The organism is Desulfotignum phosphitoxidans DSM 13687 (assembly GCF_000350545.1).
Taxonomy (GTDB): domain Bacteria; phylum Desulfobacterota; class Desulfobacteria; order Desulfobacterales; family Desulfobacteraceae; genus Desulfotignum; species Desulfotignum phosphitoxidans.
This window is the reverse complement of the sequence record NZ_APJX01000004.1, coordinates 1-25,366: the sequence shown is the minus strand read 5'-3', so window position 1 is coordinate 25,366 and position 25,366 is coordinate 1. Positions and strand designations below refer to the sequence as shown.

Genomic DNA, 25,366 nt, shown 5'->3' with positions numbered 1-25,366 from the left:
GGGGGAAATCAAGTCCTTTCATTTTCAGGGTGGATGGGTTTCCCTCCGATGACCACCTGCTTCAATGGTGTGATTCCCGTGAGATAACACAGATCCGCCGGTGTGTCCACATCCCAGATCACAAAATCCGCATCCTTTCCCCGTGCCAGGCTGCCTTTGCAGTCTGCCAGGCCTAAGGCCGCGGCCCCGTGAAAGGTGGCCCCGGCCAGGGCTTGTTCACAGGTCAATCCGAACAGAAGACAGGCCATGTTGAGCACCGGCAACATGCTGAAAACCGGACTGGACCCGGGATTGAGATCCGTGGCCACGGCCATGGGAACGGCCAGTTGTCTGAACGTTTCCACGGGCGGCACCCGGGTTTCTTTCAGATAATGAAACGCGCCGGGCAGCAGCACGGCCACGGTGCCATGATCCGCCATTTTTTTTGCCCCCTCATCAGACAGGTATTCCAGATGATCACAGGACAACGCCCCCATCTGTGCCGCCAGGGCCGCACCGCTGGAATCCGACAATTGTTCGGCATGCAGTTTAATTGCAAACCCTAGATTTTTGGCTTTTTCAAACACCTGCCGGGTCTGTTTTCTGGAAAAAGCGATGTTTTCACAAAACATATCCACGCATGTGGCAATGCCCTGGTGTTTGACTTCAGGCAGCATCACATCCATGACCTGTCTGACATACTCATCTGACCGGCCGGCAAATTCCAACGGCACGGCATGAGCCCCCAAAAACGTAACTTCAATATGCTGGGGAAACGCCTGTTGAAGGCGGCCGGCCACAGCCAGCATTTTCAGTTCCGATGTCAGATCCAGGCCGTAACCGGACTTGATCTCCACCGTGGTGATGCCCTGGGTCAGAAAATGGGTCATGCGCCGGGATGCCAGATCAAACAGCGTGTCTTCATCTGCGGCCCGGGTGGCTTTGACTGTGGAGAAAATGCCTCCGCCGGCGGTTGCAATATCGGCATAGGATCCCCCGGCCAGGCGCATTTCAAATTCTTTTGCCCGGGACCCGGCCCAGATCAGGTGGGTGTGGCAGTCCACAAACCCGGGCAGTATCCACCGGTTTTTGCAGTCGGTCTTCCGGGCAGTGTTAGAAACGGGGTCGGGCAGGGCATCCATGTGCCCGATCCAGGCGATTTTATTGCCGGCCACGGCCAGGGCCGCGGTTTCAATTATATTATACCGGCCGTGGGCCATGGTGGCCACACGGCAGTTTAAGAACAACTGGTCGACATTTTCAGGAAACGGGTTTTTGTTGTCAGGGACAGTGGTCATGGATCATTCCTTTGCTGGATTCCAAATGATATGCGCAGCGGCCTGTGTGAGACAGATGCGGTCAGGGTCGCTCACCATGCATGTTGATCATGGGCAGTTTGACCCCTTTTTCATTGGCCACATCAATGGCAGTCTGATACCCGGCATCGGCATGCCGGATGATGCCCGTGCCCGGATCGTTGCGAAGCACCGTGGTGACCCGGATTTCCGCCTCATCCGTGCCGTCGGCCACCGTGACCTGGCCTGCATGCAGGGCATACCCGATGCCCACACCCCCGCCATCGTGGAAGGATACCCAGGTGGCGCCGGAGGCCACATTGGTCATGCAATTAAGCAAGGCCCAGTCCGCCACGGCATCGGACCCGTCTTTCATGGCTTCGGTCTCCCGGAAAGGCGATGCCACGGACCCGCAGTCCAGATGATCTCTGCCGATAACGATGGGGGCTTTGACTTTTCCGGTGCGCACCAGGTCATTGAACAGTTTTCCCGCTTTTTCCCGCTCGCCATATCCCAGCCAGCAGATCCTGGAAGGCAGGCCCATATGTTCTATTTTTTCCTGAGCCATTTTCAGCCAGTTGATCATTTTGGTTTTCTTGGGAAACAGCTGCATCAAAGCGTCGTCCGTCACCTTGATGTCTTTTGGGTCCCCGGACAGGGCCGCCCACCGGAACGGGCCCTCGCCTTTGCAGAACAAATCCCGGATATAGGCCGGTACAAATCCGGGATAGTCCATGGCATTGTCCACCCCTTTTTTCATGGCCTGTGCCCGCAGGTTGTTGCCGTAGTCAAAGGCGATGGCGCCTTTGTCTTTCATTTCAAGAATGGCCCGGACATGGTCTGCCATGGCGTTCAATGCCATATCCTTGTAAGTGTCTGGATCGGATTTTCGCAGTGTCAACGCGTCTTTAAAAGAGAGCCCTGCGGGAAAATACCCGTTGAGCTCATCATGGGCACTGGTCTGGTCGGTGATCACATCCGGAATGAATCCTTTTTGAATCATGGCGGGCAGTATATCCCCCACATTGGCGCACAGTCCGATGGACAGGGGTTTGCGGTCGGCTGCGGCTTTCCGGGCCATGGCAATGGCGGCATCGAGATCGTCCGCTTCCACATCCAGATACCGTTTTTCCAGGCGCCGGGCAATACGGGAAGGATCGATCTCGATACAGATGGCCACCCCGTTGGCCATGGTCACGGACAACGGCTGGGCTCCGCCCATGCCCCCAAGGCCGGCCGTGACCACGATTTTGCCGGTCAGATCGGATTTGAAATGCTTCTGGCCTAAAGCGGCAAAGGTTTCATAGGTGCCCTGCAAAATGCCTTGGGTGCCGATATAGATCCAGGACCCGGCCGTCATCTGGCCGTACATGATCAGGCCTTTTTTGTCCAGTTCATGGAAAGTGCCCCAGTTGGCCCAGTGGGGCACGATATTGGCATTGGCAATGAGGACCCTGGGGGCGGCGGTGTGGGTGGTCAGAACCCCCACAGGTTTGCCCGACTGCACCAGCAGGGTTTCATTGTTTTCCAGATCCAGCAGGGTTTTGATGATGGCATCAAAGCAGTCCCAGTTTCGGGCGGCCTTGCCCAAGCCGCCATATACTATGAGTTCATCCGGGTTCTCCCCGTTGTCCGGGTCCAGGTTGTTGCACAGCATGCGCAGGGCTGCTTCCTGGTACCAGCCCTTGCAGTGGAGCTGACTGCCTGTGGGGGCTTTCACGGGCCGGGGTTTGCCGCAGCCGATCTTCAGATCTTTTAATAATTGGTCTTTGGGGGTCATTTTTTTTCCTCCGCAAGGTGTTGACATTTCAGAGTGGATTGGCTACTACTTGTCTATACAAGTATAGATGGGATGTCAAGTTTTTTTGTGTATCCATGATTTATGAACAGATAAGCTGTGTTTAATAACAAACATCTAAAATAAGGATGCCGTGTGGAAATATCATCACGTCCGCTGGCGTTGTATGAACAGATCAAGCAGTCTCTGATCCGGGAAATGGATGCCGGGCTTTTGAAGCCGGATGACCGGGTGCCATCGGAAACGCAATTGTCCCAAAGCTTTAACACCTCCCGGATGACCGCCAACCGAGCTCTCAAGGAATTGGCTGAACAAGGGCGCATTGTAAGGATTCAGGGGGTAGGTACGTTTGTGGCCCGTCCCAAACCCGATGCAGCCCTGCTGGAAATCAAAAGCATTGCCAGAGAAATTGCCGACTGGGGCGGGAGTCATACCTGTGAGGTGCTGCTGCTGGCTGAAGAGAGCGCAAATAAGGAGATTGCGGCCCGGTTGAACCTGATGCCCGGAGATACCGTGTTTCATTCCATTTTGCTGCATAAAGACCGGGGGGTCGGAGTCCAGTATTCGGAACGATATATCAACCCGGCAGTGGCCCCGGATTATCTGGACCAGGACTATACCCGGATCACCCCCAGTGATTATCTGCTGGAGACCGCCCCGGTCCAGGCGGCGGAGCATGTGATCGAAGCCGTGCGCTGCCCGGCCCATGTGCTCAAACATCTGCGGCTCGATGCGGCGGAACCCTGTCTGCGCCTGACCCGGCGCACCTGGTCCTTTGATCGGGTGGCCACTTACAGTACCATGATATCCCCGGGGTTTCGGTATCAATTGAAAGGCACCTTCAACAGGAGATCAATCCAATGAATCAGAAAACCATTGTTCTGGACGGCGACAATTTTCAACTGGAAGAACTGGTGGGTATTGCCAGAAACCAATGGCAGGCGGTCATTGCCGACACTTCCAAAACGCGGATTCATAAAGCCCGGACCCTGGTGGACACCTGGGTGAAAAAGGGGGAACGCATTTATGGGGTGACCACGGGTTTCGGCGCGTTGTCTGATGTGCCCATCTCCTATGCCGATACAAAACGGCTTCAGAAAAAAATTTTATTGTCCCATGCCGCCGGCATGGGCAAAGAGATGCCCGAAGATGTGGTCAGGGCCATGATGGCCCTGCGCATCAATGATTTCTGCCGGGGCAATTCCGGGCTGCGTCTGGAAACCATCCAGATGCTGGCGGACCTGCTCAACAAAGGAATCGTGCCCGTGGTCCCGGAAAAAGGGTCCGTGGGGGCCAGCGGAGACCTGGTACCCATGGCCCATCTGTCCCTGGTGATGATCGGCGAAGGCGAAGCCGTTGTGGACGGGCAGCGCATGTCCGGAGCCAACGCCCTGGCAGCAAGGTCTTTAAAGCCCCTGGAACTGGCGGCCGGGGAAGGTCTGGCCCTGATCAACGGGACCCAGTTCATGATCGCCTTAGGGTGTCTGGCCCTGCATGATGCCTTGAATCTGTGCAAACATGCAGACATTGCCGCATCCATGAGCCTGGAAACCCTCATGGGAACAAGGACGGCTTTTGATCCCAGGATTCATCAGGCACGGCCCCATCCGGGCCAGATCATGGCCGCGGAAAACATGCTCAAAATCACGGAAAATTCGGAAATCATCTCTTCCCACCAGGACTGTTCACGGATCCAGGACGCTTATACGCTGAGATGCTCTCCCCAGGTTCATGGAGCGTCCTGGGACGCGTTTGCCTATGTGGACAAGGTGATCCGGGTGGAGATGAACGCGTCCACGGAAAACCCGCTGATTTTTCCGGAATCCGAAGAATTTCTGTCCGGGGGCAATTTCCATGGCCAGCCCCTGGCCCTGGCCTGTGATTTTTTAGGCATTGCCATTGCCGAGCTGGCCAATATCTCGGAACGGCGCATCGAGCGCCTGGTCAATCCCCAGTTGTCGGGGCTGCCCGCGTTTCTGGTAGAAGACGGGGGATTGAATTCCGGTTACATGATCGCCCAGTATGCGGCTGCAGCCCTGGTGTCGGAAAACAAGGGCCTGGCCCATCCTGCATCCGTGGATTCCATTCCCACCTCAGCCAACAAAGAGGATCACGTGTCCATGGGGGCGTTTGCGGCCCGAAAATGCCGGGACATTGTGTTGAACACGGAAAACGTCATTGCCATCGAGCTGCTGTGCGGGGCCCAGGCCATTGATCTGTTCACCAATATCAAGGCCGGGGAAGGGACCCTGGCCGCCTACCGGACCATCCGGCAGCATGTGGATTATATGAAAGAAGACCGGCAGCTGTCCAAAGACATTGCCACGGTCAAGGCCCTGCTGGAAGACGGGGCCATTGTCAGGGCTGTGGAATCGGCTGTGGGGAAACTGTATTAAATATTATGGAAGTTTTAAGTTTTAAGTGTTAAGTTTTAAGGGATACTTCCCGGTCTATACTTTTAATCAGTGGCTGAGGGGCTTTCATATAAACAATCATGGCCTGAGAAACCCCTGACAGATGGTAAAAATATAAGCTCTCAGGTATTGGCTTAAAACTTAAAACCTAACACTTAAAACTTTTTAAGAAACTCATGGCATCACGGTCATCCGTGCCGTGAAAAGGACACAAACATGACAGCGATGGTTCATATTCATCTGGTTCATCGGCAGCATACAGACGGCAACAAAACGGTTGAGGTGAACGGAGATACCGTGGGCCGGGCACTGGCGGATCTGATCCGGCAGTACCCGGCTATGGAAAAAGAATTGTTTGATAAAAAAGGCGGATTACACGGCCATATCGAGATCTATCTGAACGCGGAAAGCGCGTTCCCAGGCGAGCTGGAAAAACCGGTGGCCCCCGGGGATGACATCCAGATCATCACATTTCTGGCCGGGGGATAGGCTTACATTCCCAACAGGGTCCCCAGCCGGACCATGGGCCAGGCATGTACGGCCCCGCCTTTGGGCAGGGTCCTCATTTTGGCGGCAATGTCCAGAAAATCATCTTTCCGCCACATGGCGCCGATGAGCAGCCCCAGCTCATCGGCAAACGTGCCGATGGCCTGGCCCCCCACAATCCGGTTGTCCAACATCACCACCCGCAGGTAATTGTTTTGGTCTTCCCGTTCCACAATACGCTTGTCACCGAACACACAATCCAAAGCCCGCTGGGTCTTGCCGAAAGTAGCGGCATGGGTGTCAAAGAAATGGGCCCGGGCAAAGGCATATGCCCCCAGATACCGCACCGGTTCGCCAAGAATGTGCCGGGCCGCCACCTGGGCCTGCTCAATGGCGTTGTGCTTGAGCTGGAACATGGCGATCTCCCCGGTGCAGGCATCAATGGTTTCCACACAGTCGCCGCAGGCATAGATGTCGGGTACACTGGTCTGCATCTGCCGGTTCACCTGGATGCCCCGGCCCGTTTCGATGCCTGCGGTCTGTGCCAGGGCCGTTCCCGGCACCACGCCCGTGGCCACTACCACGGTGTCACAGTCTATGGTGCGCCGGTCCGTGACCACGGCGATAACCTGCCCCGCGCCTTTTATTTCCAGCACCTTTTCGTGGGTGAACACCTGAATACCGTACCCGGTCAGCTCGTTTTCCAGGCGTTTGGCTGTAGGTTCATCAAACAAAGAAGGCAGAATCCAGTCCATCAGTTCGATGATATACACCTCATACCCTTTTCGCTTCAATGCTTCGGCCGCTTCGATCCCGATGGCGCCGGAACCGATGACCACGGCACGGGTGCCTTTGTGAGCTGCCAGTTTCCGGGTTTCCCCGAGCTGTTTGCATGAAAACACGCCCGGGGTGTCAATGCCGGGAATGGGCGGAATGAACAGATCCCCGCCATGGGCCAGCACCAGGTTGTCATATTCAATCTTTTCACCCGTGTGGGGGGTGACGGTTTTATTTTCAGGGTCAATGGACACCACTTTGCTGTCATATAACAATTCGATGCGCCCATCGACATAATCTTTTGACGTTTTTCTGAAAACATCCATGCGGCCGCACTCTCCCCCGAGAAAATAGGGCAGAGAGCAGGGATCATATTCCGGCACATCTTCAGCGGAAAGAATGACAATCTGAGCATCCGGATCTTTTTTTCGCACATCAAACGCCACCTGGTTGCCGGCAATGCCGTTTCCGATAATCACAAGTTTCATAACATCCTGCCTTTATCCATCATTGTTGTTACATTCATCCACCGGTGTGAAATTGTTTGGTTTTGGAGGCCGCCTTCCGGGCCGCACGATGGGGCACGCTTCCCTGGGTACACAGGGTCAACGCTTTTTCCTGCCGGCAGGCAGCCACGCACCAGGGTTCGGTTTCACCTTCACACATGTCACAGGTCATGGTCCGGCCGGTATAGGGATTGATCCGGGGGCTTCCAACCGGGCAGATATAGACACAGGCCCGGCACCCGATGCAGACATCGGTGTTGGTGGTCACCGTGCCGTTGGCCTGGCGGATCCGGGCGTTCATGGGACACACCTTGATGCACGGGGCCGTGTCACAGGCCATGCAGATCACTGGCACATTCAGGTCCTTTGAATCCAGCCCGATGATATTCACTCTGGAAAGATCCGGATCAATGCGGCCGTGATGCTTCATGGCACAGGCAATCATGCATCGCCGGCATCCCGTGCATTTTTCAGGATCAATGGCAAGCTGTTCTCGCCGCATGTTCATAATGTAAGTCCTTTTTTTGTTCCGGTCAGGGGTTAAAATTCAACATAGTGAACAAAAATTTTTCCTTTTACCTGTACCCTGAATGGCCCGGCATGTCAAATTAAAAATAAACACATTGAATTATATGGTTATTTTTGTTAAGAAATGGGTTGACATTTAATGAATCTCTGATATAGAAATTCATAATAATGAACTGATGTGGTAAGGCAACGTTTTCAGGTGGCTGAACAAAAGGCCGCCAACCCCATTATCAAAGGAGTATAACATGGCAGATAAAGAAAGGGTCTCTTCATCTGAATCGCTTCGCAGCACCCGAACGTTCGGTAAAGTCAGGTGCCACAATCCCAGCTGCATGGGCCGGCTCACCCCGTCGCCGGGCAGCAAGCAGATCACCTGTCCCACCTGCGGCATGACCTATCGTCTGTTCTGGGTGACACCGGAACTGCCCAGAATCCGGGGTCCGGTCTGGGATGTCAACCGGAAACTGGTCCAGGAAACCCTGGAGAAAAAACTGGGAACGTCTGACAGCGATTCCAAATAGATCAAGGAGGGAACAACACATGGCATTGGACCGCAAAATAGCCTACATCAATTTGACCACCGGGGATGTGGAGATCAAGCCCATTCCTCTGGAAATGAGAAAAAAATTTATCGGCGGCCGGGGAATGGACGCTTACCTTTTATATAACCATGCGCCCAAAGGGTGCGATCCCATCGGACCGGAAAATCCGATGATCGTCAGCGGCGGGCTGCTTACGGCCACATGCGCCTCTGCCACAGCCCGGACCCATGTCATGGCCAAGTCGCCTTTGACCGGGTTGCTGGGGTCCTGCAATATGGGGGGATTTTTTGCCCCGGAAATGGCCTGGGCCGGATTTCATCACCTGGTCATCACGGGCAAGGCGGACAAACCCGTGTATCTGTGGATTCACAATGGAGAAATCGAGATCCGGGATGCCGGCCACCTGTGGGGAAAAAACAGCACGGATACCCAGTGGGCCATCAGAGACGAGCTGGATGATGAAGAAGTGAAAAGCATGGTCATCGGCCAGGCCGGTGAAAATCTGGTGACCTATGCCTGCGTCATGACCGGCATCAAAAATGCCGGAGGCCGCACGGGCTTAGGCTGTGTCATGGGGTCCAAAAATCTTAAAGCCGTGGCGGTCAGAGGCACCATGGACATCAAGATCGCCCATCCCGTGGATGCCCTGGAACACAACAAGAAATTCATCGACCAGATCACGGGCGCCAAGGTCAATCAGATCCAGGGCGCCCTGGGCACGCCGTTCATCTGGGGGGCCACCAACTGCTGGGGCGGGGTGCGCACTAGAAATTTCCAGTACAACCAGATGGAATATGCCGATGAGATCGAGCCCGAAGCCATTGACGATTATGCCGCTGAAACCATGGGGCCCCATCACATGACCGGGTGTTTCGGATGCCAGGTGCACTGCCGGGCCCAGTACAAGATTCAGTCCGGGCTGTACAAGGGCAAATATGATGAAGGCCCGGAATACACCTCTTTGGGGGCGTTTGGCGCAGAACCGGACTGCAAGAGTATTGAAACCGTGCTCACGGGCAACCATCTGGTGAACCAGTACGGGGTGGACAACCTGGAGATCGGCAGCATGATCGCCTGGGCCATGGAACTTTACGAGCTGGGGATTCTCACCACCAAGGAAACCGAAGGCCTGGATCTGCGGTTCGGCAATGATGAGGCTTTGCTTCAGATGGTGCACAACATCTGTACCCGCACGGGATGGCTGGGCAATGTCCTGGCCGACGGCGGAATCCCGGCAGCTGAAAAGATCGGCAAAAATGCCTTTGATTATCTGATTCAGGTCAAGGGTATGAACAATCTGCACTCGGATGAACGGGCCACCCCGGGCCTGGCGCTCAATATCGCCACGGCCTCCAGAGGATCGGACCATCTGCGGTCCCGGCCGGCCATCGATCTGTATCATCTGCCGGAACCGGTTCTCAGAAAAATTTACAGTTCCCCCGTGCCCTATGACGGGCCCTTGTCTTCCGAGCACACGGAATATATCGGTAAACCCTGGCAGGTGTTCTGGCAGGAAAATGTGTACATGGCCGTGGACTGCTTAGGCATCTGCAAATACCACACCGTGTTTTTAGGGGCCACGCTTCCCAATTTCGAGGACTGGCCCAAGGTGATCTACTACAACACGGGTCTGGAATTCACGCCCAGAGAGATCTGGGATGCGGCGGAGCGGTGCAACAACCTGGAACGGCTGTTCAACCTTCGAGAAGGCTTAACCCGCAATGATCTCAAAAAAGGAGATACCCTGAACCACCGGTACTTTGATGAGCCCTGCCGCAGAGGCGCACCCGATGTCATCGGAAAACGAATCGACAGAGACAAATTCAATGTCATGATCGATGAGTTCTACGAACACCACGGCTGGGACAATGACGGGGTACCCACTTCTGAAACCTTGACGCGACTGGGCCTGGAAAACGAACCCACCCGGTTGCTGTAGATCATAACCAAGGAGAAAATCATGGATAAATTTCTGACAGTTGATGCAGATAAATGCACGGGGTGCCGCCTGTGTGAACAGGTGTGCTCAGTCATGCACGAAGGGGTTTCCAATCCCGCCAAAAGCCGGATCCAGGTGGTGAAATGGGAGCAGGAAGGGATTTATATCCCGGTGATCTGCAAACAGTGTGAAGATGCGCCCTGCATGAATGTGTGCCCGGTACGGGCCATTTCAAGGGACCCGGATTTCGGGTTTGTAAAAGTGGATCACGAGGTATGCATCGGGTGCCGGTCCTGTGTGGGGATCTGTCCTTTCGGCGCCATGGGATATAATGACACCACACACCAGGTGTTCAAGTGTGATTTGTGCGGCGGCGATCCCCAGTGTGTGAGATTCTGCGAAGTGAATGCCCTGGAATATGTGTCTGCGGACCGGGTTTCATCCCAGAAGAAACGCAAAGGCGCGGCCCGGCAGTCAGCGGCTGAACGGCAGGCCGTGGCCCTGGGATAACGCCCGGTAACCGGTAACATATCCACACATCATTGAGACTGATATCAGGGCCTGGTTTATCAAAACCGGGCCCTGATTTTTTGGCGTAATCCGGAATTGTTGTGTCCGGTTTTTCCGGAGAAAGCCGGCATCTGAAACTCATTGACTTTGGCTTTATATATGATATTTTTGTGCGGCTGCATAAATGCAATGCAAAAGGAAGACCGATGAATTTTTTTCAAAAGCTGCACATGATTCACAGTGCCTGGCATTACCGCCTCAATACGGAAAAAGAAGATATCTGTTTTCTTCTGAAGTTGAATCTCAAAGGAAAAACTGTCATTGATATCGGCGCCAACAAAGGCATTTATTCCTACTGGTTGTCAAAAAAAGTGGGTCCCTCGGGAAAAGTGGTCGCCTTTGAACCCCAGCCGGAGCTTGAAACTCATCTGATGGGGCTTAAATCCGCATTTAAAATGGATAATCTTTCCATCGTGCGAAAAGGATTGTCCAGTGAACCCGGGGTGATGGCACTTTACAGGGCTGAGCCGGGGTCAGGCGGGGCAACATTGAATAAAAATCAACGGGTGGACACATGGCAGACTGTGACTGTTGACGTGACCACACTGGATGATTATGCAGGCCAGCTCAGGGATGTGGCATTCATAAAATGCGATGTCGAAGGCCATGAACACGATGTGTTCAAAGGAGCCCGTCATTTGCTGGAAAGAGACAAGCCCTGTCTGCTTTTTGAATGCCATCATGAACAAGCCCGAAAACAAGACCTTTTTTCATATCTGACATCTCTGAGGTATGACGGTTTTTTTTCATTCAAAAAAAAGATGATACCTTGCAGCCGGTTTGATAAATTCCCCTATAGACGTAAAAACGAACATCATCGCAATTATATCTTTATACATCCGGAATTTTATATGAAAGGGTTAAGTTTTAAGGATTAAGTTTTAAGCTAATACCTGTTTGTCACATGAATCCTTTGTAATGGTGTGGTTCCAGGGCAGAAAACACATAATTGATCATGGTGATGGTGTCAAACACCGGCAGGCCCGTGGCATGGTGCACGGCCCAGGCATAGGGAGGCAGCACACTGCATTCCAGGAGAATGGCCCCGGCGTTTTGCTGAGTCAGGTTCCGGGCGGCTGTCACGATTTCCTGTTCGATTTTTTTTGCATCCAGGGTGCCTTTTTCATCCATGACGGCTGAGGCGAATTCCGGACAGGATTCCATGCCGGAAATCAAAAAGTCCGGGCCGAAAGAAATTCCGATCGTCTCGAAAAAATTTTGGGTCAGGCTCCGGCTGTCAGCCGTGATGATGCCGATGCCCGTGCCGGCCGGGATCAGGTGCCGGATAAAGGGAATCTGGAACAAAGAGGAAAGAAATACAGGCAAACCCAGATCCTGCCGGAGCCGCTGCTGATGAAGGGCCATGAATCCGCAGTCCCCGGTGACGGCCCGGACCCCGTTGGCAGCCAGGTCCCGGGCCGCGGCCAGCAGATCTGAATAAACGGTGTCGTCTTTGCCCACGGCCCTTGCCACGGTGAATCCGGGCACTTTTTTGAACCGCACCGGAAAATCATAAGAGGTGGCATTGGCCACATCCCCGGGGATGAACGGGATCACCGAATCCAGCAGCAGAATGCCGATGGCTTCTCCATAGGATACCTGCTGATTTTTGATGGTATATTTCATTTTGTTCTCCAGATTATCCCCCCATGGCCAGATTGGGCAGAAACAGCGCGATCTGGGGAAAAGTGATGAGCAGAACTGTTGCCAGAATCAGGATGAGCAGAAAGGGCAGGGCATGGCCGATCACTTCCAGATAGGGACGTCTGAAAATGAGCTGGGCCGTGAAGATGTCGCATCCGAATGGCGGGGTGGCCGATCCGATGGCGGCCTGAAGGGTGACCAGGGTACCCAAAAGGATGGGATCCACGCCGGCCCCGACCACATAGGGCTGGAACACCGGACTTAAAATGAAGATCGCCACAATGGGGTCCACAAACATGCAGGCCACAAAATATACCACCACCACAATGGTGATCACCCGCAGCATGGAAGGATCCGTGCCGAACAAAGGCGGCAGCAGCTGGTCCGGCAGCTGGAGAAACCCGATGAGAAAGGAAAATGCCTGGCCGGCCCCCACCAGGATGAACACCACCCCGGTGATCACGCCGGTCTGGAGAAACGCATCAATGATCCGTTCCCGGGTCAGGCTTCTGAACACAATGATTTCCAAAATCAGGGCGTAGAACACGGCTGCGGCCGCCGCTTCCGTGGGGCTTAAAATACCCGTGTAGATGCCGCCTACGATGATGACGGGAAACCCCATGACGGGCAGGCCTCCTTTGACGGCATCGATGCGTTCGGCCATGGAGGCTCTGGGAAGTGTGCCCACGTGGGTGACCTTTGAATACACATAGCAGTAAATGGAAAACATCACCAGGATCATGAGTCCCGGCAGGATGCCTGCCAGAAACAGCATGCCGATGGAGGTGGAGGTGGCGACCCCGTAAACGATAAACCCGATGCTGGGGGGGATGAGAAATGCGATGTCGCTGGAATTGATAATCAGCCCCAGGGTAAAAGAGCTTTTATAACCGGCCTCCAGGAGCATGGGCCGCATGGTGCCGCCGATGGCCGCCACCGTGGCCTGGGTGGATCCGGACACGGCCCCGAACAGAGTGCAGGAGGCGTTGGTGGTAATGGGCAGCCCCCCGGGCAGATGGCCCACAAACACCTTGATCATGCGGATCAGGCGGGTGGCGGATTCTCCGGAAGTGATGATGGAGGCGGACAGGATGAACATGGGTACGCAAACCAGGGCCGGCGGGGTGACACCGGCAATCACCTGCTGCACCATGGTAACCAGCATTTTCGGAGCGAACTCGGGCATATACACGGCAATGTAGAGGATCAAGGAGCCCAGCAGGGTTACCATAAAGGGAAATCCCAGTAACAGCATGATCAGAAGACTGATTCCGAACATCATCATGGTCGGGGCCCTCCGATGATTTCATCTTCGTATTCACTTTGCTGGTCCGGGGACTGCCAGGGGTCGGATTCCGTGAAATTTTTGATGATGGTGCGGAAATACTGGATGGCGGCCAGGCCGAAACCGATGGGCATGATCACGTAAAAGGTCCATTTGGGGACCCGCAGGGCCGGGGTCATGTGTCCCTTGGCCATGGCGTTGGTCAGGTACTCCCAGGACGCGATGCACATGATGCCCATGACCACGGCGGAGATCAGGCAGATGATCATGATAAAGGTTTTTTCCATTTTCGGGGGCATGGCATCCAGAAACGCGCCCATGCGGATGTGCCGGGCCTTTCGCACGCCATAGCTCACCCCGGTGAAGGTGATGAGCATCACCAGGAACCGGGAAATCTCTTCGGCAAAATAGATACTGGAGAAAAAGGTGCGGGCAAATACATTGGCTATGAGCAGAACGGCCAGGGCAGCCACGCAGATCACCAGGATGGAGACCTCCAGGCTGTTGACCACCACACCGATATTGTGATTGAGCTGCTGAAGGGGATTGCGGGTTTTCTGCTTTGGGTCCATAGGGTTCCTTTCCAGCGGTAATGAACGATGCGCCCCGGGACTGAAAGAGGCACCGGGCTGTTGTCAGACAGGTCCCGGGCGATGATTACCCGGGACCTGTCTATCTTTAACAAACGGTTACTTTAAAGCGGCTTTGGCTGCTTCGATATCCGCCAGCAATGCTTCCAGAATTTCGTCGGCCCCGTCACCGCCGATTTCGGTGAATTTGGGATACACGGTTTCAGCAGCTGCTTTGAATTCGGCGATAGCATCATCGTCCAGTTCATTGAACTCCAGGTCCGGTTTGGCGGCCAGCATTTTTTCCTTGTCAGAGGCATTTCGTTCCATGATCCAGTTGCCGGCCGGAATGATGGCATCCACCCAGAACCGTTTCATCTCGTCCTGCACATTCTGGGGCAGGCTGTCGAAAAATTCTTTGTTGACCGTGGGAATCCCCAGAAACGGTTCGCTCTTGAGCTGGGTGACGTATTTCTGGACTTCAAAGAACTTCATGCTGTAGATGGCGAACAGCGGGTTGACCTGGCCGTCGATGAGCCCCATCTGCAGACCGGAGTATACTTCGCCGTAATCCATCGGCGTGGGCACGGCGCCATAGGCCTTGTAATCCTCCACCAGGAGTTTGGAAGACATTACCCGCAGTTTCTGGCCCTTGATGTCGGCCAGGGAGGTGATTTTCTTGTTGGAGGAAACCCATTGCCATCCTTCAAACATCACGGCCAGCGGCACCAGATCATTGTCGCGGAACGCTTTTTCCAGCAGCGGAAAAAACTTGCCGTTGCGTACGATCCAGTCAATGGTTTCAGGCACGTTTTCTGTGGGAAAGATATAGTTCAGGGCCAGCACCTGGGCCTGGGGGACAAACGCGCTGATCCAGGCGTAATCGGAAAACACATATTCCACCACCCCCATCTGTGCCAGCTCGTTGATATCGCCAAGCGCCCCCAGCGTGCCGTAGGGGTACACGGTAATGTTGATCTTGCCGTCAGTCCATTCTTTCATGTGATCGGAAAAATTGTTTGCCCACACGGTCATGAAATCGCCTTCGATCTCTTCAGATGCCAGTTTGGCAAGGATGGGTTTGCCCGTGTAGTTTTCAGCAAAGGCAGGGGCTGCGGTCAGGCAGAATATCCCTGCGAAAACAATGACTGCCAGTTTGGTGAGTGTTCGTTTCATGGTGTTCTCCTTTTTGGGATTAGGGGTAAAAAATATCGGGAGTCCACGGGATGGTCCGCGTTTCATGTCTGGTTCAGAAACGTCAGTGCCCCATGAACATGTAAGGCCACTCCTTTCGTTAAAACGGATTCGTCAATGGCAAATGCCGGGTGATGATGGGACACATCCGTGCCCTTTGCCGGGTCGGCGCATCCCAGAAACAAAAACACGCCGGGTACCCGGGATGAAAATTCACTGAAATCCTCGCTGGCGATATACCGGGATTCCACCACGGCATCTAAAGATCCAAATACCCTGGCTGCGGTCCGCCGGGCCATCTTCACCATGTGCTCATCATTGACCAGGGGAATGTTTTCATGATTGATATCAATGGCACAGGTACACCGGTGGGCGTCACAGATGTGCTCACAGATGCGGATGAACTTCTGGGTGGGATTGTCCGGGCTGTGTTCGGGCAGGGCCGTCAGAAACCGGATAGTGCCTTCCAGATCCGCATGTTCCGGGATGATGTTGGCTTTTTCCCCGGCGTTCAGTCTGCCGAACATGATAATGGTGGGTTCTCTGGCATCCATTTCCCGGGTCTGAATCGCCTGGACCCCCTGGATGACTCCGGCGGCGGCAATCACCGGATCCACGGCCTGATGGGGATAGCCCGTGTGGCCGCCTTTGCCTTTGATTCTGAGTTTAAATACATCCAGGCCGCCCATGACCGTGCCGGCGGAAATGCCCACCTGTCCCGAAGGAATCTGGCTCCAGATATGAATCCCCATGGCTGCGTCCACTTTCGGGTTTTCCATGATGCCTTCTTCGATCATGTAAATGGCCCCGGCGGCTTCTTCGTTGGGCTGGAAAACCAGCTTGATCTTTCCTTTTAACACGGTGCCGTGGTCTGTCAGAACCCGGGCCGCTGCCAGCAGCATGGCCATGTGGGCGTCGTGGCCGCAGGCGTGCATCACCCCAGGGTTTTTCGAGGCAAAATCCAGACCCGCGGCTTCGGTCACGGGCAGGGCATCCATGTCGGCTCTGAGCATGAGCGTGGGCCCGGGATTGCCTGAATCCAGCACGGCGGCCACACCCGTGCCGGCCGACCGGAACGGGTCCAGTCCCAGATCCGCCAGATAGGTTTCAATGAATTCAGCGGTTCTGAATTCCTTAAACCCCAGTTCCGGATACTGGTGAAAGTGCCGGTACAGCCGGATCACTTCCGGTTCCAGTGCCTTGATCTGCCGGTCTAGTTCTGCCTGATTGGCCGGGGCTGGGTTCATGGATTCACCTTTCAGTCGATGACAAACAGTTTGCGGTCAAACCTGGCAAAGGTTTTGGCCCCGGTTTTTGTGACCCGGAAGGATTCCGAGCATTCAAACCCGAAATTGTCCATCCACATGCCTAAAATCATGTGAAAGGTCATGCCCGGTGCCAGTATTGTTTTGTCTCCGGGCCGCAGGCTGGCCGTGTGTTCCCCCCAGTCCGGCGGATAGTTCAGGCCCATGGAATAGCCGATGCGGGATTCTTTCTCAAACCCTTTTTTGGCGATATGCTTGCGCCATACCCGCTCGACATCTTCGCCGGTCATGCCCGGTTTGATGGTGTCCAGGGTCAGGTTCAACCCTTCCACGGTGATGTCGGCCAGATCCGACAGTTTTTGGGGCGGGTTGGGTCCCAGAAACGCGGTGCGGGCGATGGGGCAGTGGTACCGGTGCCGGCACCCGGCCAGCTCCAGGTTCACGGCCTGGTCGGCCTGGTAGGGATCATCCGTCCAGGTCAGGTGGGGGGCCGAGGTTTTTTCTCCCGTGGGCATCATGGGTACGATGGCCGGATAATCCCCGCCGAATTCGGGCGTTCCCGCTGCCTGGGCCTGGAATACCGCTGCCACGGCATCGCATTCTCTTTTGCCGGGCACCAGGTTTTCCAAAGCCGTGGCCATCACCTTTTCCGCAATTTTCCCGGCTTGGCTCATCAGGGCGATTTCTGCGTCCGACTTGATGATGCGCACCCAGTTCACCAGGAGGTTGCCGTCTGCCAGGGTGTCTTTTCCCAGGGTTTTTTTCAGTTCCGCATCACTTCGGGCCGTGTAGTAATAGGCATCGGTTTCCACACCAATGGCTTTTTTGTCCCATCCTTTTTGTTTGATGACATCTCCCACAAAGTTCATGGGATGTTTGACATCTGACTGGACATAGTCATCCGGGTATCCGATCATGTTTTCTTTTTTGATAAACGCGGTATGCAAGGCCCCGTTGACATCCATGTTCCGGCCGATCCATACGGGTTCCTCCTGGTCATCGATCACCAGGACGGCCTGGGGCACATAAAAGGACCAGCCGTCATATCCCGTGAGATAGTTCATGTTGGCCGGATCACACACCACCAGCAGTCCGATGCCCCGGTCTGCCATGGCGGCCTTGGTCCGTTGGATGCGGTCCATATATTCCGTGCGGGAAAACAGGGTCATTTGGGTACTCCTTTTTCGATGCGTTTCAATGCCTCTTCCAGATTTGCCGAACTAGTGGCAAAGGAGATTCTGACATATCCTTCGCCGTTCTCCCCGAAAATGGATCCCGGCACCATGGCCACTTTGTGGTTTTCCACCATGTGCCGGGCAAATTCCCAGGAGGACATGCCGAATGAGGAGATGTTGGGAAACGCATAGAACGTGGATTCCGGTTTGATGCAGGAGATCCCCTGGATGCGGTTCAAACCGTTGATCAGAAGATCTCTGCGTTTCGCATACCTTTCCACCATCTGTTTGACACAGTCCTGGGATCCTTCAATGGCGGCCAGGGCGGCCCGCTGGGCCACACTGGTGACCCCGGAGACCATATGTTCCATGAGCTTTTCCATCTCTGCGACAATGGCTTTATGGGCTGCCACATATCCCACCCGCCAGCCGGTCATGGCATAGGATTTGGACAAAGTAAAGATGGAAACCGTGAGATCCTGCATCCCGTCCAGGCTGCCGATGGAAACATGGTTGTTGCCGTCAAACAGGATGTGCTCATAGGGTTCGTCGGAAATGACAATAATTCCATGTTTCTGGCAGATGGCGGCCACCTGCTCCAGGATATCCCTGTCAAAGATGGCGCCCGTGGGGTTGGACGGGGTGTTGAGGATAAACGCCTTGGTTCTGGGCGTGATGGCCTGTGCCACCTCTTTGGGGTCTATCTTGAATCGGTTTTCTTCTCTGGCGGCAATGCGCACCGGCACCCCGCCGAACAGCCGGATCTGGGAGTAGTAGTCATATCCCGGATCCACCACCAGTACCTCATCCCCTTTGTTCAGCAGATGGAGCATGATGTTGAAGATCCCCTGCATGGCGCCTACAGAGATAAAGATTTCCGAATCCGGGTCTGCCTGGATCTTGTTTTCTTTGGCCAGTTTTTTTGCCACTGCTTGTCTGAGATCTGCAAATCCGCTGGCCGGGGGGTATCGCGTGAATCCCTGGTCCAAAGCGGATTTGGCCGCATCCCTGATATGTTCCGGGGTGTCGAAATCCGGCTGACCGATCCCCAAGTTCACCACACCGTCGATCTTGTCTGCCATGGCAAACATGATGCGGATGCCGGACCATTCCACCCCCTGGTTTCTTGCTGCAAATAATTTTTCTATATCCATGATTGGTGTCCTGCTATGGTTCAGGGTTTGGTTAAAACCAGATCTTTGGCCCCTTTTGGAGAGGTTTTCATCTCCGGCGCATGCCGTTCCATCAGTTCCATCACAATGGCGGCGATCTTTACTTTTTCCTTGATAAAACCGGCATGCCATGCCTCTGTCACCCAGGGCATGTAAATATCACCCTCCGAGGTGCCGGGCTCAAATTTAAAATAGCACGGGGAGGCCACTTTCGCAATTTCCGGGCATTCATACCCCCGAAAGTTGCCGCCGAATGAGTTCACGATAATGGTGTAGATATCCAGAGGAATGTTAACCGCCTTTCGGATGGAAGACAAAATGGGCAGGGATACATCGGAAATGGGGTTCAAAGAGTTGGCCCCCATGCTTTCAACGACCTTGGCGCCGGCAGCGGAGCAGTATCCGCCGAATACGGAAAACTTGAATATGGTTTCTTTGGGGATCAGACCCTGTTCCCGCATCTTGTTGAGGATAAACAGCACCCCTTCGTCATACACCAGAAACCCCCGGAACCCGGCCTCAATGTTGCGCATGATATCAGCGATGTGAAATGAGATATTGTCGGATCCTCTGAGGCGGAACCCCTGCATCTGGCCTTCACTGGTCGTCATCTCCTTGGCGCCGGTATCCCAGCCCTTGCGGTGGCCAACGGTCATGATCACTTCAATCTGAGCGTCTTTGGCCATCTGGGCCATGTCCTTGAGTTCGGCAAAGTCACAGTAGGTGGAGCCGCCCACCGCGGCAATGGCCCGGTGGATGACGATATTTCTGCGGTCAGCCTCCTTGATCATGGACTCCATGGTGGTGGCCCGTTCAACGCCGGCAATTTCAATTCTGAAATTGGCCCCGTCGGCAAAGGCCTTGCCGGATGCTGCCAGATCATATCCGTCCCGTCCCGGGATCCCCTGTTTTTCCATGAAATCTCTGATCTTATTCAATACGTCGCTCATTTTTATTATCCTTGCTGTAAAAGGGTTTTGAGTTTGGCCAGTTCGCCTTCTTTCATTTTATAGGTATGTTCCGGTGCCGGAAAATTGCCATCCAGCACATCCTGTCTGTACGCGGAAAATGCCTGGATGGTTTTTTCCCCCAGGCTTTCATATTTTTTGACAAATTTGGGGGTGAATGCCTGGAACACCCCTGCCACATCGGATGAGATCATGAGCTGGCCGTCAGCCGTAATACCGGCTCCGATACTGTACACAGGAATGGTCAATGTGTCTCTGATGATCCCGCACACCTCCGGGGGAACAGCTTCCACCAGCAGGGCAAAGGCCCCGGATTCCTGGATCGATTTGGCATCGGAGATGAGTTCTTCGGCAGCTTCAGCGGTTCTGCCCTGGGCCTTGAATCCCCCCAGCTGACCGGAACTCTGGGGGGTGAGGCCGATATGGCCCATGACCAGCATACCGCCGTCGGCAATGGCCTGAATCTGGGGACATACCCGCTTGCCGCCTTCCAGTTTGATGGCATCCACACCGGCCTCCTTGTGAAACCGGCCGGCATTGCGCACCGCATCCGGCACACTGACCTGGTAGGACAAAAACGGCATGTCGCCGATGATAAATGTGTTTGCAGCGCCCCGGCGCACGGCTTCACTGTGGACAATACACTGGTCCATGGTTACGGGTACCGTACCTTCATAGCCGTATACACACATGCCCAAAGAATCTCCCACCAGGATCATATCCATGCCTGCGGCTTCGGCAAAGGTTGCGTTCCAGTAATCATAGGCCGTGATCCAGACGACCTTTTCTCCGGCCTGTTTTTTGTTCTGCAGGTCCCATCGGGTCAGTTTTTTCTTTTTCATGCTGCCTCCAAAAAAATATTCAAGATATGTCACATATGATGTGACGATTGTTTTTATAGTGTGACATTTTAGTGATAAAAAAAATCCCCCGGCTTTGTCAAGGATTTTTTACATATTTTTTTAAGGTGTGGGTTTTAAGAGGCAAGAACAGAAAAATAAAAGAAATGCAGGATGGGGAATCAGTCCTTGATCAACTGCCCATTTTATGGGACAGGTCTTCAGACACCTTGAGAATCTGGGGTTTTATTTCTTCCAGAGCCCGGTGGGTCAGGCGCATGGCCGGTCCTGAAATGCTGACGGCATAGGCAGGATAATGGTTGTGATCAAAAATAGGGGCCGCAATGCAGCGCAGCCCGATGGTCATCTCTTCATCATCTATGGCAAAGCCGTTTTGGCGGATCCGGGACAGCTCCTGGAGGAACTCATCCTTGTCCGTGATGGTGTTGGGGGCCAGGGGCCGTCGGTCCACCGTGTTCAGATAGTGATCCAGTTCATGGTCCGGCAGAAAGGCTAAAATGGATTTTCCCAGTCCGGTGCAGTAGGCCGGGGCCTTGTCCCCTAAGGCCGAATCCATCCGGAGCACCTCCAGGCTGTCGATCTTGTCGATGTGGATGATTTCCTGGTTCTTGAACAGCCCCAGGTTGATGGTTTCCTTGTACAGTATGGACAGCCGGTGCATATGGGGTTTGGCCATGCGCCGGATCTCGAACCGGTCCGCCACCTTCTGGGCCAGGGCCATGATCTTCAAGGTGGGCTGGTACTTGTTGCTGCTGTTTTTTTCCACATACCCCAGGTCCTTGAGGGTGGAGATGAACCGGTGGCTGCCGGCCCGGTTGGTGTCCATGAGCCGGGCTGCCTCACTCACGCTCAACTCCCCGTGGGCCGCCAGGAGCTCCAGCATCCGGACGCCTTTTTCAAGGGAGGCGATGTTGTAGTATTTTTTTTTTGTCATGTTGTTACGTTCCACCATATGCAGTTCACTTCAGCAATATGTCACGCCCTGAAAGACGGGTGTTTCAATAAATGATACTTATTATGGCAAGTATGTAAATCATGTCAAGGAGAAACCACTATATTCCTGCTTTTGCCAGATAGGCGAGGGCGGTGCGTACATACAGCTCTGTTCCTTTGGACAGCATGGCCTCATCAATGTCGAATTTTGGGTGGTGATGGGGAAAGACAATCCCTTTTGCCGTGTTTTTTATACCGATGAATGCAAATGCCGCCGGTACACGGGTTGCAAAATCGGAAAAATCTTCCCCTGCCATGGTCCGGACAGTCCCTGTCACGCGGTTTGGGGCATCTGTCACCTCCCTGGCTGCAGCCCTGACAAGGGACACCATGGCATCATCATTTGACAGCAGGTGATTGCCCACTTTGAATGCAAGATGGTAATCCGCCCGGTGGGCATGGCAGGTATGTGCAACAATCCGCTCAAACCGTTTTCTGATGTCTTGTTCACCTCCCTCATAAAGTACCCGCAAAGAGCCTTGCAGCGTCATTTCATCAGGGACAATGGTATTGCTGCCGGTGCCGGCATGGGCAGAAGTGAACATGACCACCACCGGGTCCAGGGCATTGATCTCCCTGGATTGAACTGCCTGGACCGCCTGGATAACAGCGGATGAAACAAAGATCGGGTCGATGGATTCATGGGCAAATCCGGCATGCCCGCCTTTTCCCTTTATGGTCAGGGAAAAGTAATGGCTGGCAGCCATCACCGGTCCCGGCCGGATGTCGATGGTACCGGTATCAATCTGGGACCACAGATGGCATCCGAATGCAGCGTCCACAGGGGGATTTTCCATAACCCCCTCTTTGATCATGAGCCAGGCGCCGGCATCTTCTTCATTGGGCTGGAAAACAAATTTAATTTGGCCGCTGATACGGGATTTGAGCTCACTGAGCACCTTGGCTGCCCCCAGCAGCATGGCAATGTGGCCGTCATGGCCGCAGGCATGCATCACCCCTTTTTTTGCTGACTGCCAGGCAAGGCCGGTCTCTTCTGTCACCGGCAGGGCATCCATGTCTGCCCGGAGCAGAATGGTTCTGCCGGGCCTGTCCCCTTTAAGCAGTCCCACAACACCGGTTTTTGCCATCTCTTTAACCGGTATTCCGGTTTTTGTCAAAAAATGTTTTACCTGGTCCCTGGTGCGAAACTCCTGGAAACCCAGTTCCGGGTGCTGGTGAAAATCCCGCCGCATGGCAATGATTTCAGGTGTCAGGTTTTCAATGTGCTGTTTGATTTCCATTTTAAAGAATACTTCGCAAAAATCCCTGTGTGCGGAGGTTTTGGGGGTTGGAAAAAATCTCTTTGGGGGTATTTTCTTCGACAATGATTCCATCATCCATGAAAATGACCCGGTCGGCCACTTCTTTTGCAAATCCCATTTCATGGGTCACCACCACCATTGTCATTCCCTCCCGGCCCAGCTGCTTCATCACTTCGAGAACCTCTCCCACCAGTTCCGGGTCCAGGGCACTGGTGGGTTCATCAAACAGCATGGCTTTGGGACGCAGGGCAAGGGACCGTGCAATGGCCACCCGCTGTTTTTGCCCCCCGCTCAAGTGGTCGGGATAGGTATTTGCCTTATCAGCCAGGCCCACTTTTTCCAGCAGCTGCAGGCCCAGTTTTTTTGCATCCGGTCCGGACATTTTGCGGACCTTCAAAGGGCCCAGGGTGACATTTTCCAGGGTGGTCTTATGGGGAAACAGGTTGAACTGCTGAAATACCATGCCGGCTTCGGTGCGGATCATATTGATATTGGTATTTTTGTCCATGATATCCTGCCCGTCCACGATAACGGTTCCCGAGGTGATCTCCTCCAGCCGGTTGATACACCGCAACAGTGTGCTTTTCCCGGATCCGCTGGGTCCCATGATAACCGTTACTTCGCCCTGGGAAATATCAAGATCGATGCCCTTGAGCACTTCCAGCGTGCCGAAATTTTTATGTAAATTTTTGATTTTGATCATTTGTTGATATCCATCTTTTTTTCAAAATAATTCAGCAGCCGTGACAGAGACAATGTCATCACAAGATACATCAGAGCGACCGTCAGCCACACTTCAAAGGCCCTGAAATTGCCGGCTATGATCTCCTGACCGGTGCGGGTCAGTTCGCCGACCCCCACCACCACCAGAAGAGAGGTATCCTTGAGGCTGATAATAAACTGGTTTCCCAAAGGAGGGATCATGCGTTTCAGGGCCTGGGGCCAGATAATGTAATACATGGTCTGGAAATGGGTCAGTCCGATGGATCTGCCGGCTTCGGTCTGTCCGGGATCAATGGATTGAAATGCCCCCCTGACTATTTCAGCGATATATGCACCTGAATTGACGGCAATGGCAACAATGCCGGCCACCATGGGATGAATCCGCATTCCCAGGGCCATGGGAAGCCCGAAATAGATAAACATGACCTGCACCATGATGGGGGTGCCGCGGATACTTTCAATGTATATCCCTGCCAGCTTGCGGAACAAAAGCTTCCTGGAGATTTTCAAAAGTCCGGTCAAAGCCCCTAAGACAAAACCGATCACAAGGCCGGCAATGGTGATCAGAATGGTGAGTTTCATGCCCACCAGCAGCATTGGTACCGATTCCCACATGACACTGTATTTAAAGTCAAAACCCATAAAGATATGATTCCCCTAAATAGTGTCTGACCGAAAACTCAGAACGCCACGTTTTTCAAGGGGATGACGGCTAAAACTTATTTGAAATTTTTACTTATAATTGAATTGCTTGTTGATTTTTACTGATTTCTGTGTTAATATAACCTATTAATAATTAACGAGATTTTAACAAACGAGAGAAATCGAAAGCAATTCAAATTTCAACACCCAAACAAAACTTCGAGGTTGTTTTGCGTAAAATTTTTGAACCACAAATGACATTCGGGCAGACCCCTATCGACCAAATCAAACTTGACATGAGGGCCAGGGATGAAATTCCCAAGCTGCTTTTGGGGCTCCAGCATATCTATTGCGATCAAGATCTGCGAGAAAAAGTTTTTGCCATCCTCAAAAATGTGATTCCGGAAGACACTGACTCCAGAAATGGACGTCCGGGAATGGACCTGTGGAAAATCCTTGTGATGGGCACCATCCGGCTCAATTGCAATTGGGATTACGATAAGCTCCAGGAGATGGTGAACAACCACAGAACATTAAGGCAGATGCTGGGACATGGTATGATGGACGATGACATCACCTATCCGCTTCAGACCCTGAAAGATAATGTCAGGCTTCTGACACCTGACGTTCTTGATAAAATCAACACCCTGGTTGTACAAGTAGGTCATAAACTTCTGATGAAAAAAAAACTTCGGACGATGAGACATTGATGGGACGGTGTGACTCATTCGTTGTTGAAACCGATGTTCATTTTCCCACAGACATCAACCTGCTTTTTGA

The 25,366-nt window shown here is 53.6% G+C and carries 24 protein-coding genes and 1 pseudogene; 8 read left to right on the top strand and 17 right to left on the bottom strand.

The window, feature by feature from the left end; genetic code table 11:
* Nucleotides 1-8: 8 nt before the first annotated feature.
* Both hutI and hutU read right to left on the bottom strand, forming a co-directional pair.
* Complete coding sequence (gene hutI / locus DPO_RS09815; RefSeq protein WP_006965714.1) at nt 9-1,277, bottom strand: imidazolonepropionase; 1,269 nt, start codon at nt 1,275-1,277, stop codon at nt 9-11.
* Between the two features lie 61 nt (nt 1,278-1,338).
* Nucleotides 1,339-3,054 (bottom strand): urocanate hydratase, encoded by a 1,716-nt coding sequence (gene hutU / locus DPO_RS09810; protein ID WP_006965713.1) that lies wholly within the window; start codon nt 3,052-3,054, stop codon nt 1,339-1,341.
* Nucleotides 3,055-3,207: 153 nt separating this feature from the next.
* On the opposite strand from hutU, the gene hutC reads away from it, so the two are divergent.
* The 3 genes from hutC (at nt 3,208) to DPO_RS09795 (ending at nt 5,975) form a co-directional block, all read left to right on the top strand.
* Nucleotides 3,208-3,936 (top strand): histidine utilization repressor, encoded by a 729-nt coding sequence (gene hutC, locus DPO_RS09805; RefSeq protein WP_006965712.1) that lies wholly within the window; start codon nt 3,208-3,210, stop codon nt 3,934-3,936.
* Entirely contained in the window at nt 3,933-5,468 is a 1,536-nt protein-coding gene (gene hutH, locus DPO_RS09800) for a histidine ammonia-lyase (RefSeq protein WP_006965711.1), read from the top strand. The genes hutC and hutH overlap by 4 nt, the downstream gene beginning before the upstream one ends.
* A gap of 234 nt (nt 5,469-5,702) precedes the next feature.
* Entirely contained in the window at nt 5,703-5,975 is a 273-nt protein-coding gene (locus DPO_RS09795) for a MoaD/ThiS family protein (protein ID WP_006965710.1), read from the top strand.
* Nucleotides 5,976-5,977: 2 nt separating this feature from the next.
* On the opposite strand, the gene DPO_RS09790 is transcribed toward DPO_RS09795, so the two are convergent.
* Both DPO_RS09790 and DPO_RS09785 read right to left on the bottom strand, forming a co-directional pair.
* Nucleotides 5,978-7,237, bottom strand: coding sequence for an NAD(P)/FAD-dependent oxidoreductase (locus DPO_RS09790; RefSeq protein WP_006965709.1), 1,260 nt, complete (start codon nt 7,235-7,237; stop codon nt 5,978-5,980).
* 34 nt (nt 7,238-7,271) lie between these two features.
* Complete coding sequence (locus DPO_RS09785; protein ID WP_006965708.1) at nt 7,272-7,763, bottom strand: 4Fe-4S dicluster domain-containing protein; 492 nt, start codon at nt 7,761-7,763, stop codon at nt 7,272-7,274.
* Nucleotides 7,764-8,028: 265 nt separating this feature from the next.
* On the opposite strand from DPO_RS09785, the gene DPO_RS09780 reads away from it, so the two are divergent.
* The 4 genes from DPO_RS09780 (at nt 8,029) to DPO_RS09765 (ending at nt 11,712) form a co-directional block, all read left to right on the top strand.
* Entirely contained in the window at nt 8,029-8,304 is a 276-nt protein-coding gene (locus DPO_RS09780; protein WP_006965707.1) for a hypothetical protein, read from the top strand.
* 19 nt (nt 8,305-8,323) lie between these two features.
* On the top strand, nt 8,324-10,264 hold the full coding sequence (locus DPO_RS09775; protein WP_006965706.1) for an aldehyde ferredoxin oxidoreductase family protein: 1,941 nt from the start codon (nt 8,324-8,326) through the stop codon (nt 10,262-10,264).
* Between the two features lie 21 nt (nt 10,265-10,285).
* Nucleotides 10,286-10,774, top strand: a complete 489-nt coding sequence (locus DPO_RS09770) for a 4Fe-4S dicluster domain-containing protein (RefSeq protein ID WP_006965705.1) — start codon at nt 10,286-10,288, stop codon at nt 10,772-10,774.
* 206 nt (nt 10,775-10,980) lie between these two features.
* Nucleotides 10,981-11,712 (top strand): FkbM family methyltransferase, encoded by a 732-nt coding sequence (locus tag DPO_RS09765; RefSeq protein ID WP_006965704.1) that lies wholly within the window; start codon nt 10,981-10,983, stop codon nt 11,710-11,712.
* Nucleotides 11,713-11,734: 22 nt separating this feature from the next.
* Here DPO_RS09765 and DPO_RS09760 read toward each other — a convergent pair whose 3' ends face one another.
* The 13 genes from DPO_RS09760 to DPO_RS09700 form a co-directional block, all read right to left on the bottom strand.
* Nucleotides 11,735-12,460 (bottom strand): aspartate/glutamate racemase family protein, encoded by a 726-nt coding sequence (locus DPO_RS09760; RefSeq protein WP_006965703.1) that lies wholly within the window; start codon nt 12,458-12,460, stop codon nt 11,735-11,737.
* Between the two features lie 13 nt (nt 12,461-12,473).
* Nucleotides 12,474-13,763 carry a TRAP transporter large permease gene (locus tag DPO_RS09755; RefSeq protein WP_006965702.1) on the bottom strand — a complete coding sequence of 430 codons (1,290 nt, stop codon included), beginning with the start codon at nt 13,761-13,763 and terminating at the stop codon, nt 12,474-12,476.
* Nucleotides 13,760-14,335, bottom strand: a complete 576-nt coding sequence (locus DPO_RS09750) for a TRAP transporter small permease (RefSeq protein WP_006965701.1) — start codon at nt 14,333-14,335, stop codon at nt 13,760-13,762. Before DPO_RS09750 ends, DPO_RS09755 begins: the two co-directional genes overlap by 4 nt.
* A 117-nt stretch (nt 14,336-14,452) precedes the next feature.
* Nucleotides 14,453-15,508: a TRAP transporter substrate-binding protein DctP gene (dctP, locus tag DPO_RS09745; RefSeq protein WP_006965700.1), complete on the bottom strand. Its 1,056-nt coding sequence runs from the start codon at nt 15,506-15,508 to the stop codon at nt 14,453-14,455.
* Between the two features lie 62 nt (nt 15,509-15,570).
* Nucleotides 15,571-16,773, bottom strand: a complete 1,203-nt coding sequence (locus DPO_RS09740) for a M20 metallopeptidase family protein (RefSeq protein ID WP_006965699.1) — start codon at nt 16,771-16,773, stop codon at nt 15,571-15,573.
* 11 nt (nt 16,774-16,784) lie between these two features.
* Nucleotides 16,785-17,960 carry a M24 family metallopeptidase gene (locus DPO_RS09735; protein WP_006965698.1) on the bottom strand — a complete coding sequence of 392 codons (1,176 nt, stop codon included), beginning with the start codon at nt 17,958-17,960 and terminating at the stop codon, nt 16,785-16,787.
* Nucleotides 17,957-19,120 carry a pyridoxal phosphate-dependent aminotransferase gene (locus DPO_RS09730; protein WP_006965697.1) on the bottom strand — a complete coding sequence of 388 codons (1,164 nt, stop codon included), beginning with the start codon at nt 19,118-19,120 and terminating at the stop codon, nt 17,957-17,959. Before DPO_RS09730 ends, DPO_RS09735 begins: the two co-directional genes overlap by 4 nt.
* Nucleotides 19,121-19,140: 20 nt before the next feature.
* Nucleotides 19,141-20,088, bottom strand: coding sequence for a hypothetical protein (locus DPO_RS09725; protein ID WP_006965696.1), 948 nt, complete (start codon nt 20,086-20,088; stop codon nt 19,141-19,143).
* Between the two features lie 5 nt (nt 20,089-20,093).
* The gene (gene panB, locus DPO_RS09720) at nt 20,094-20,948 is read right to left on the bottom strand and encodes a 3-methyl-2-oxobutanoate hydroxymethyltransferase (RefSeq protein ID WP_006965695.1); all 855 of its coding nucleotides are present in this window, start codon (nt 20,946-20,948) and stop codon (nt 20,094-20,096) included.
* A gap of 190 nt (nt 20,949-21,138) precedes the next feature.
* Nucleotides 21,139-21,900 (bottom strand): IclR family transcriptional regulator, encoded by a 762-nt coding sequence (locus DPO_RS09715; RefSeq protein WP_006965694.1) that lies wholly within the window; start codon nt 21,898-21,900, stop codon nt 21,139-21,141.
* Between the two features lie 118 nt (nt 21,901-22,018).
* Nucleotides 22,019-23,200, bottom strand: a complete 1,182-nt coding sequence (locus DPO_RS25680; RefSeq protein WP_006965693.1) for a M20 metallopeptidase family protein — start codon at nt 23,198-23,200, stop codon at nt 22,019-22,021.
* Nucleotide 23,201: 1 nt separating this feature from the next.
* A complete protein-coding gene (locus DPO_RS25675) occupies nt 23,202-23,924 on the bottom strand; it encodes an amino acid ABC transporter ATP-binding protein (RefSeq protein ID WP_006965692.1) in 723 nt (240 codons plus the stop codon).
* Complete coding sequence (locus tag DPO_RS09700; protein WP_006965691.1) at nt 23,921-24,586, bottom strand: amino acid ABC transporter permease; 666 nt, start codon at nt 24,584-24,586, stop codon at nt 23,921-23,923. Before DPO_RS09700 ends, DPO_RS25675 begins: the two co-directional genes overlap by 4 nt.
* Before the next feature lie 230 nt (nt 24,587-24,816).
* Here DPO_RS09700 and DPO_RS09695 point away from each other — a divergent pair.
* Nucleotides 24,817-25,366: pseudogene (locus tag DPO_RS09695) on the top strand (ISNCY family transposase); the annotation flags it as partial.

Coding starts and splice junctions, on each gene's coding strand:
- hutI (WP_006965714.1), bottom strand. CDS start 1,277: ATGACCACTGTCCCTGACAACAAAAACCCGTTTCCTGAAAATGTCGAC.
- hutU (WP_006965713.1), bottom strand. CDS start 3,054: ATGACCCCCAAAGACCAATTATTAAAAGATCTGAAGATCGGCTGCGGC.
- hutH (WP_006965711.1), top strand. CDS start 3,933: ATGAATCAGAAAACCATTGTTCTGGACGGCGACAATTTTCAACTGGAA.
- DPO_RS09795 (WP_006965710.1), top strand. CDS start 5,703: ATGACAGCGATGGTTCATATTCATCTGGTTCATCGGCAGCATACAGAC.
- DPO_RS09790 (WP_006965709.1), bottom strand. CDS start 7,237: ATGAAACTTGTGATTATCGGAAACGGCATTGCCGGCAACCAGGTGGCG.
- DPO_RS09785 (WP_006965708.1), bottom strand. CDS start 7,763: ATGAACATGCGGCGAGAACAGCTTGCCATTGATCCTGAAAAATGCACG.
- DPO_RS09780 (WP_006965707.1), top strand. CDS start 8,029: ATGGCAGATAAAGAAAGGGTCTCTTCATCTGAATCGCTTCGCAGCACC.
- DPO_RS09775 (WP_006965706.1), top strand. CDS start 8,324: ATGGCATTGGACCGCAAAATAGCCTACATCAATTTGACCACCGGGGAT.
- DPO_RS09770 (WP_006965705.1), top strand. CDS start 10,286: ATGGATAAATTTCTGACAGTTGATGCAGATAAATGCACGGGGTGCCGC.
- DPO_RS09765 (WP_006965704.1), top strand. CDS start 10,981: ATGAATTTTTTTCAAAAGCTGCACATGATTCACAGTGCCTGGCATTAC.
- DPO_RS09760 (WP_006965703.1), bottom strand. CDS start 12,460: ATGAAATATACCATCAAAAATCAGCAGGTATCCTATGGAGAAGCCATC.
- DPO_RS09755 (WP_006965702.1), bottom strand. CDS start 13,763: ATGATGATGTTCGGAATCAGTCTTCTGATCATGCTGTTACTGGGATTT.
- DPO_RS09750 (WP_006965701.1), bottom strand. CDS start 14,335: ATGGACCCAAAGCAGAAAACCCGCAATCCCCTTCAGCAGCTCAATCAC.
- dctP (WP_006965700.1), bottom strand. CDS start 15,508: ATGAAACGAACACTCACCAAACTGGCAGTCATTGTTTTCGCAGGGATA.
- DPO_RS09740 (WP_006965699.1), bottom strand. CDS start 16,773: ATGAACCCAGCCCCGGCCAATCAGGCAGAACTAGACCGGCAGATCAAG.
- DPO_RS09735 (WP_006965698.1), bottom strand. CDS start 17,960: ATGACCCTGTTTTCCCGCACGGAATATATGGACCGCATCCAACGGACC.
- DPO_RS09730 (WP_006965697.1), bottom strand. CDS start 19,120: ATGGATATAGAAAAATTATTTGCAGCAAGAAACCAGGGGGTGGAATGG.
- DPO_RS09725 (WP_006965696.1), bottom strand. CDS start 20,088: ATGAGCGACGTATTGAATAAGATCAGAGATTTCATGGAAAAACAGGGG.
- panB (WP_006965695.1), bottom strand. CDS start 20,948: ATGAAAAAGAAAAAACTGACCCGATGGGACCTGCAGAACAAAAAACAG.
- DPO_RS09715 (WP_006965694.1), bottom strand. CDS start 21,900: ATGACAAAAAAAAAATACTACAACATCGCCTCCCTTGAAAAAGGCGTC.
- DPO_RS25680 (WP_006965693.1), bottom strand. CDS start 23,200: ATGGAAATCAAACAGCACATTGAAAACCTGACACCTGAAATCATTGCC.
- DPO_RS25675 (WP_006965692.1), bottom strand. CDS start 23,924: ATGATCAAAATCAAAAATTTACATAAAAATTTCGGCACGCTGGAAGTG.
- DPO_RS09700 (WP_006965691.1), bottom strand. CDS start 24,586: ATGGGTTTTGACTTTAAATACAGTGTCATGTGGGAATCGGTACCAATG.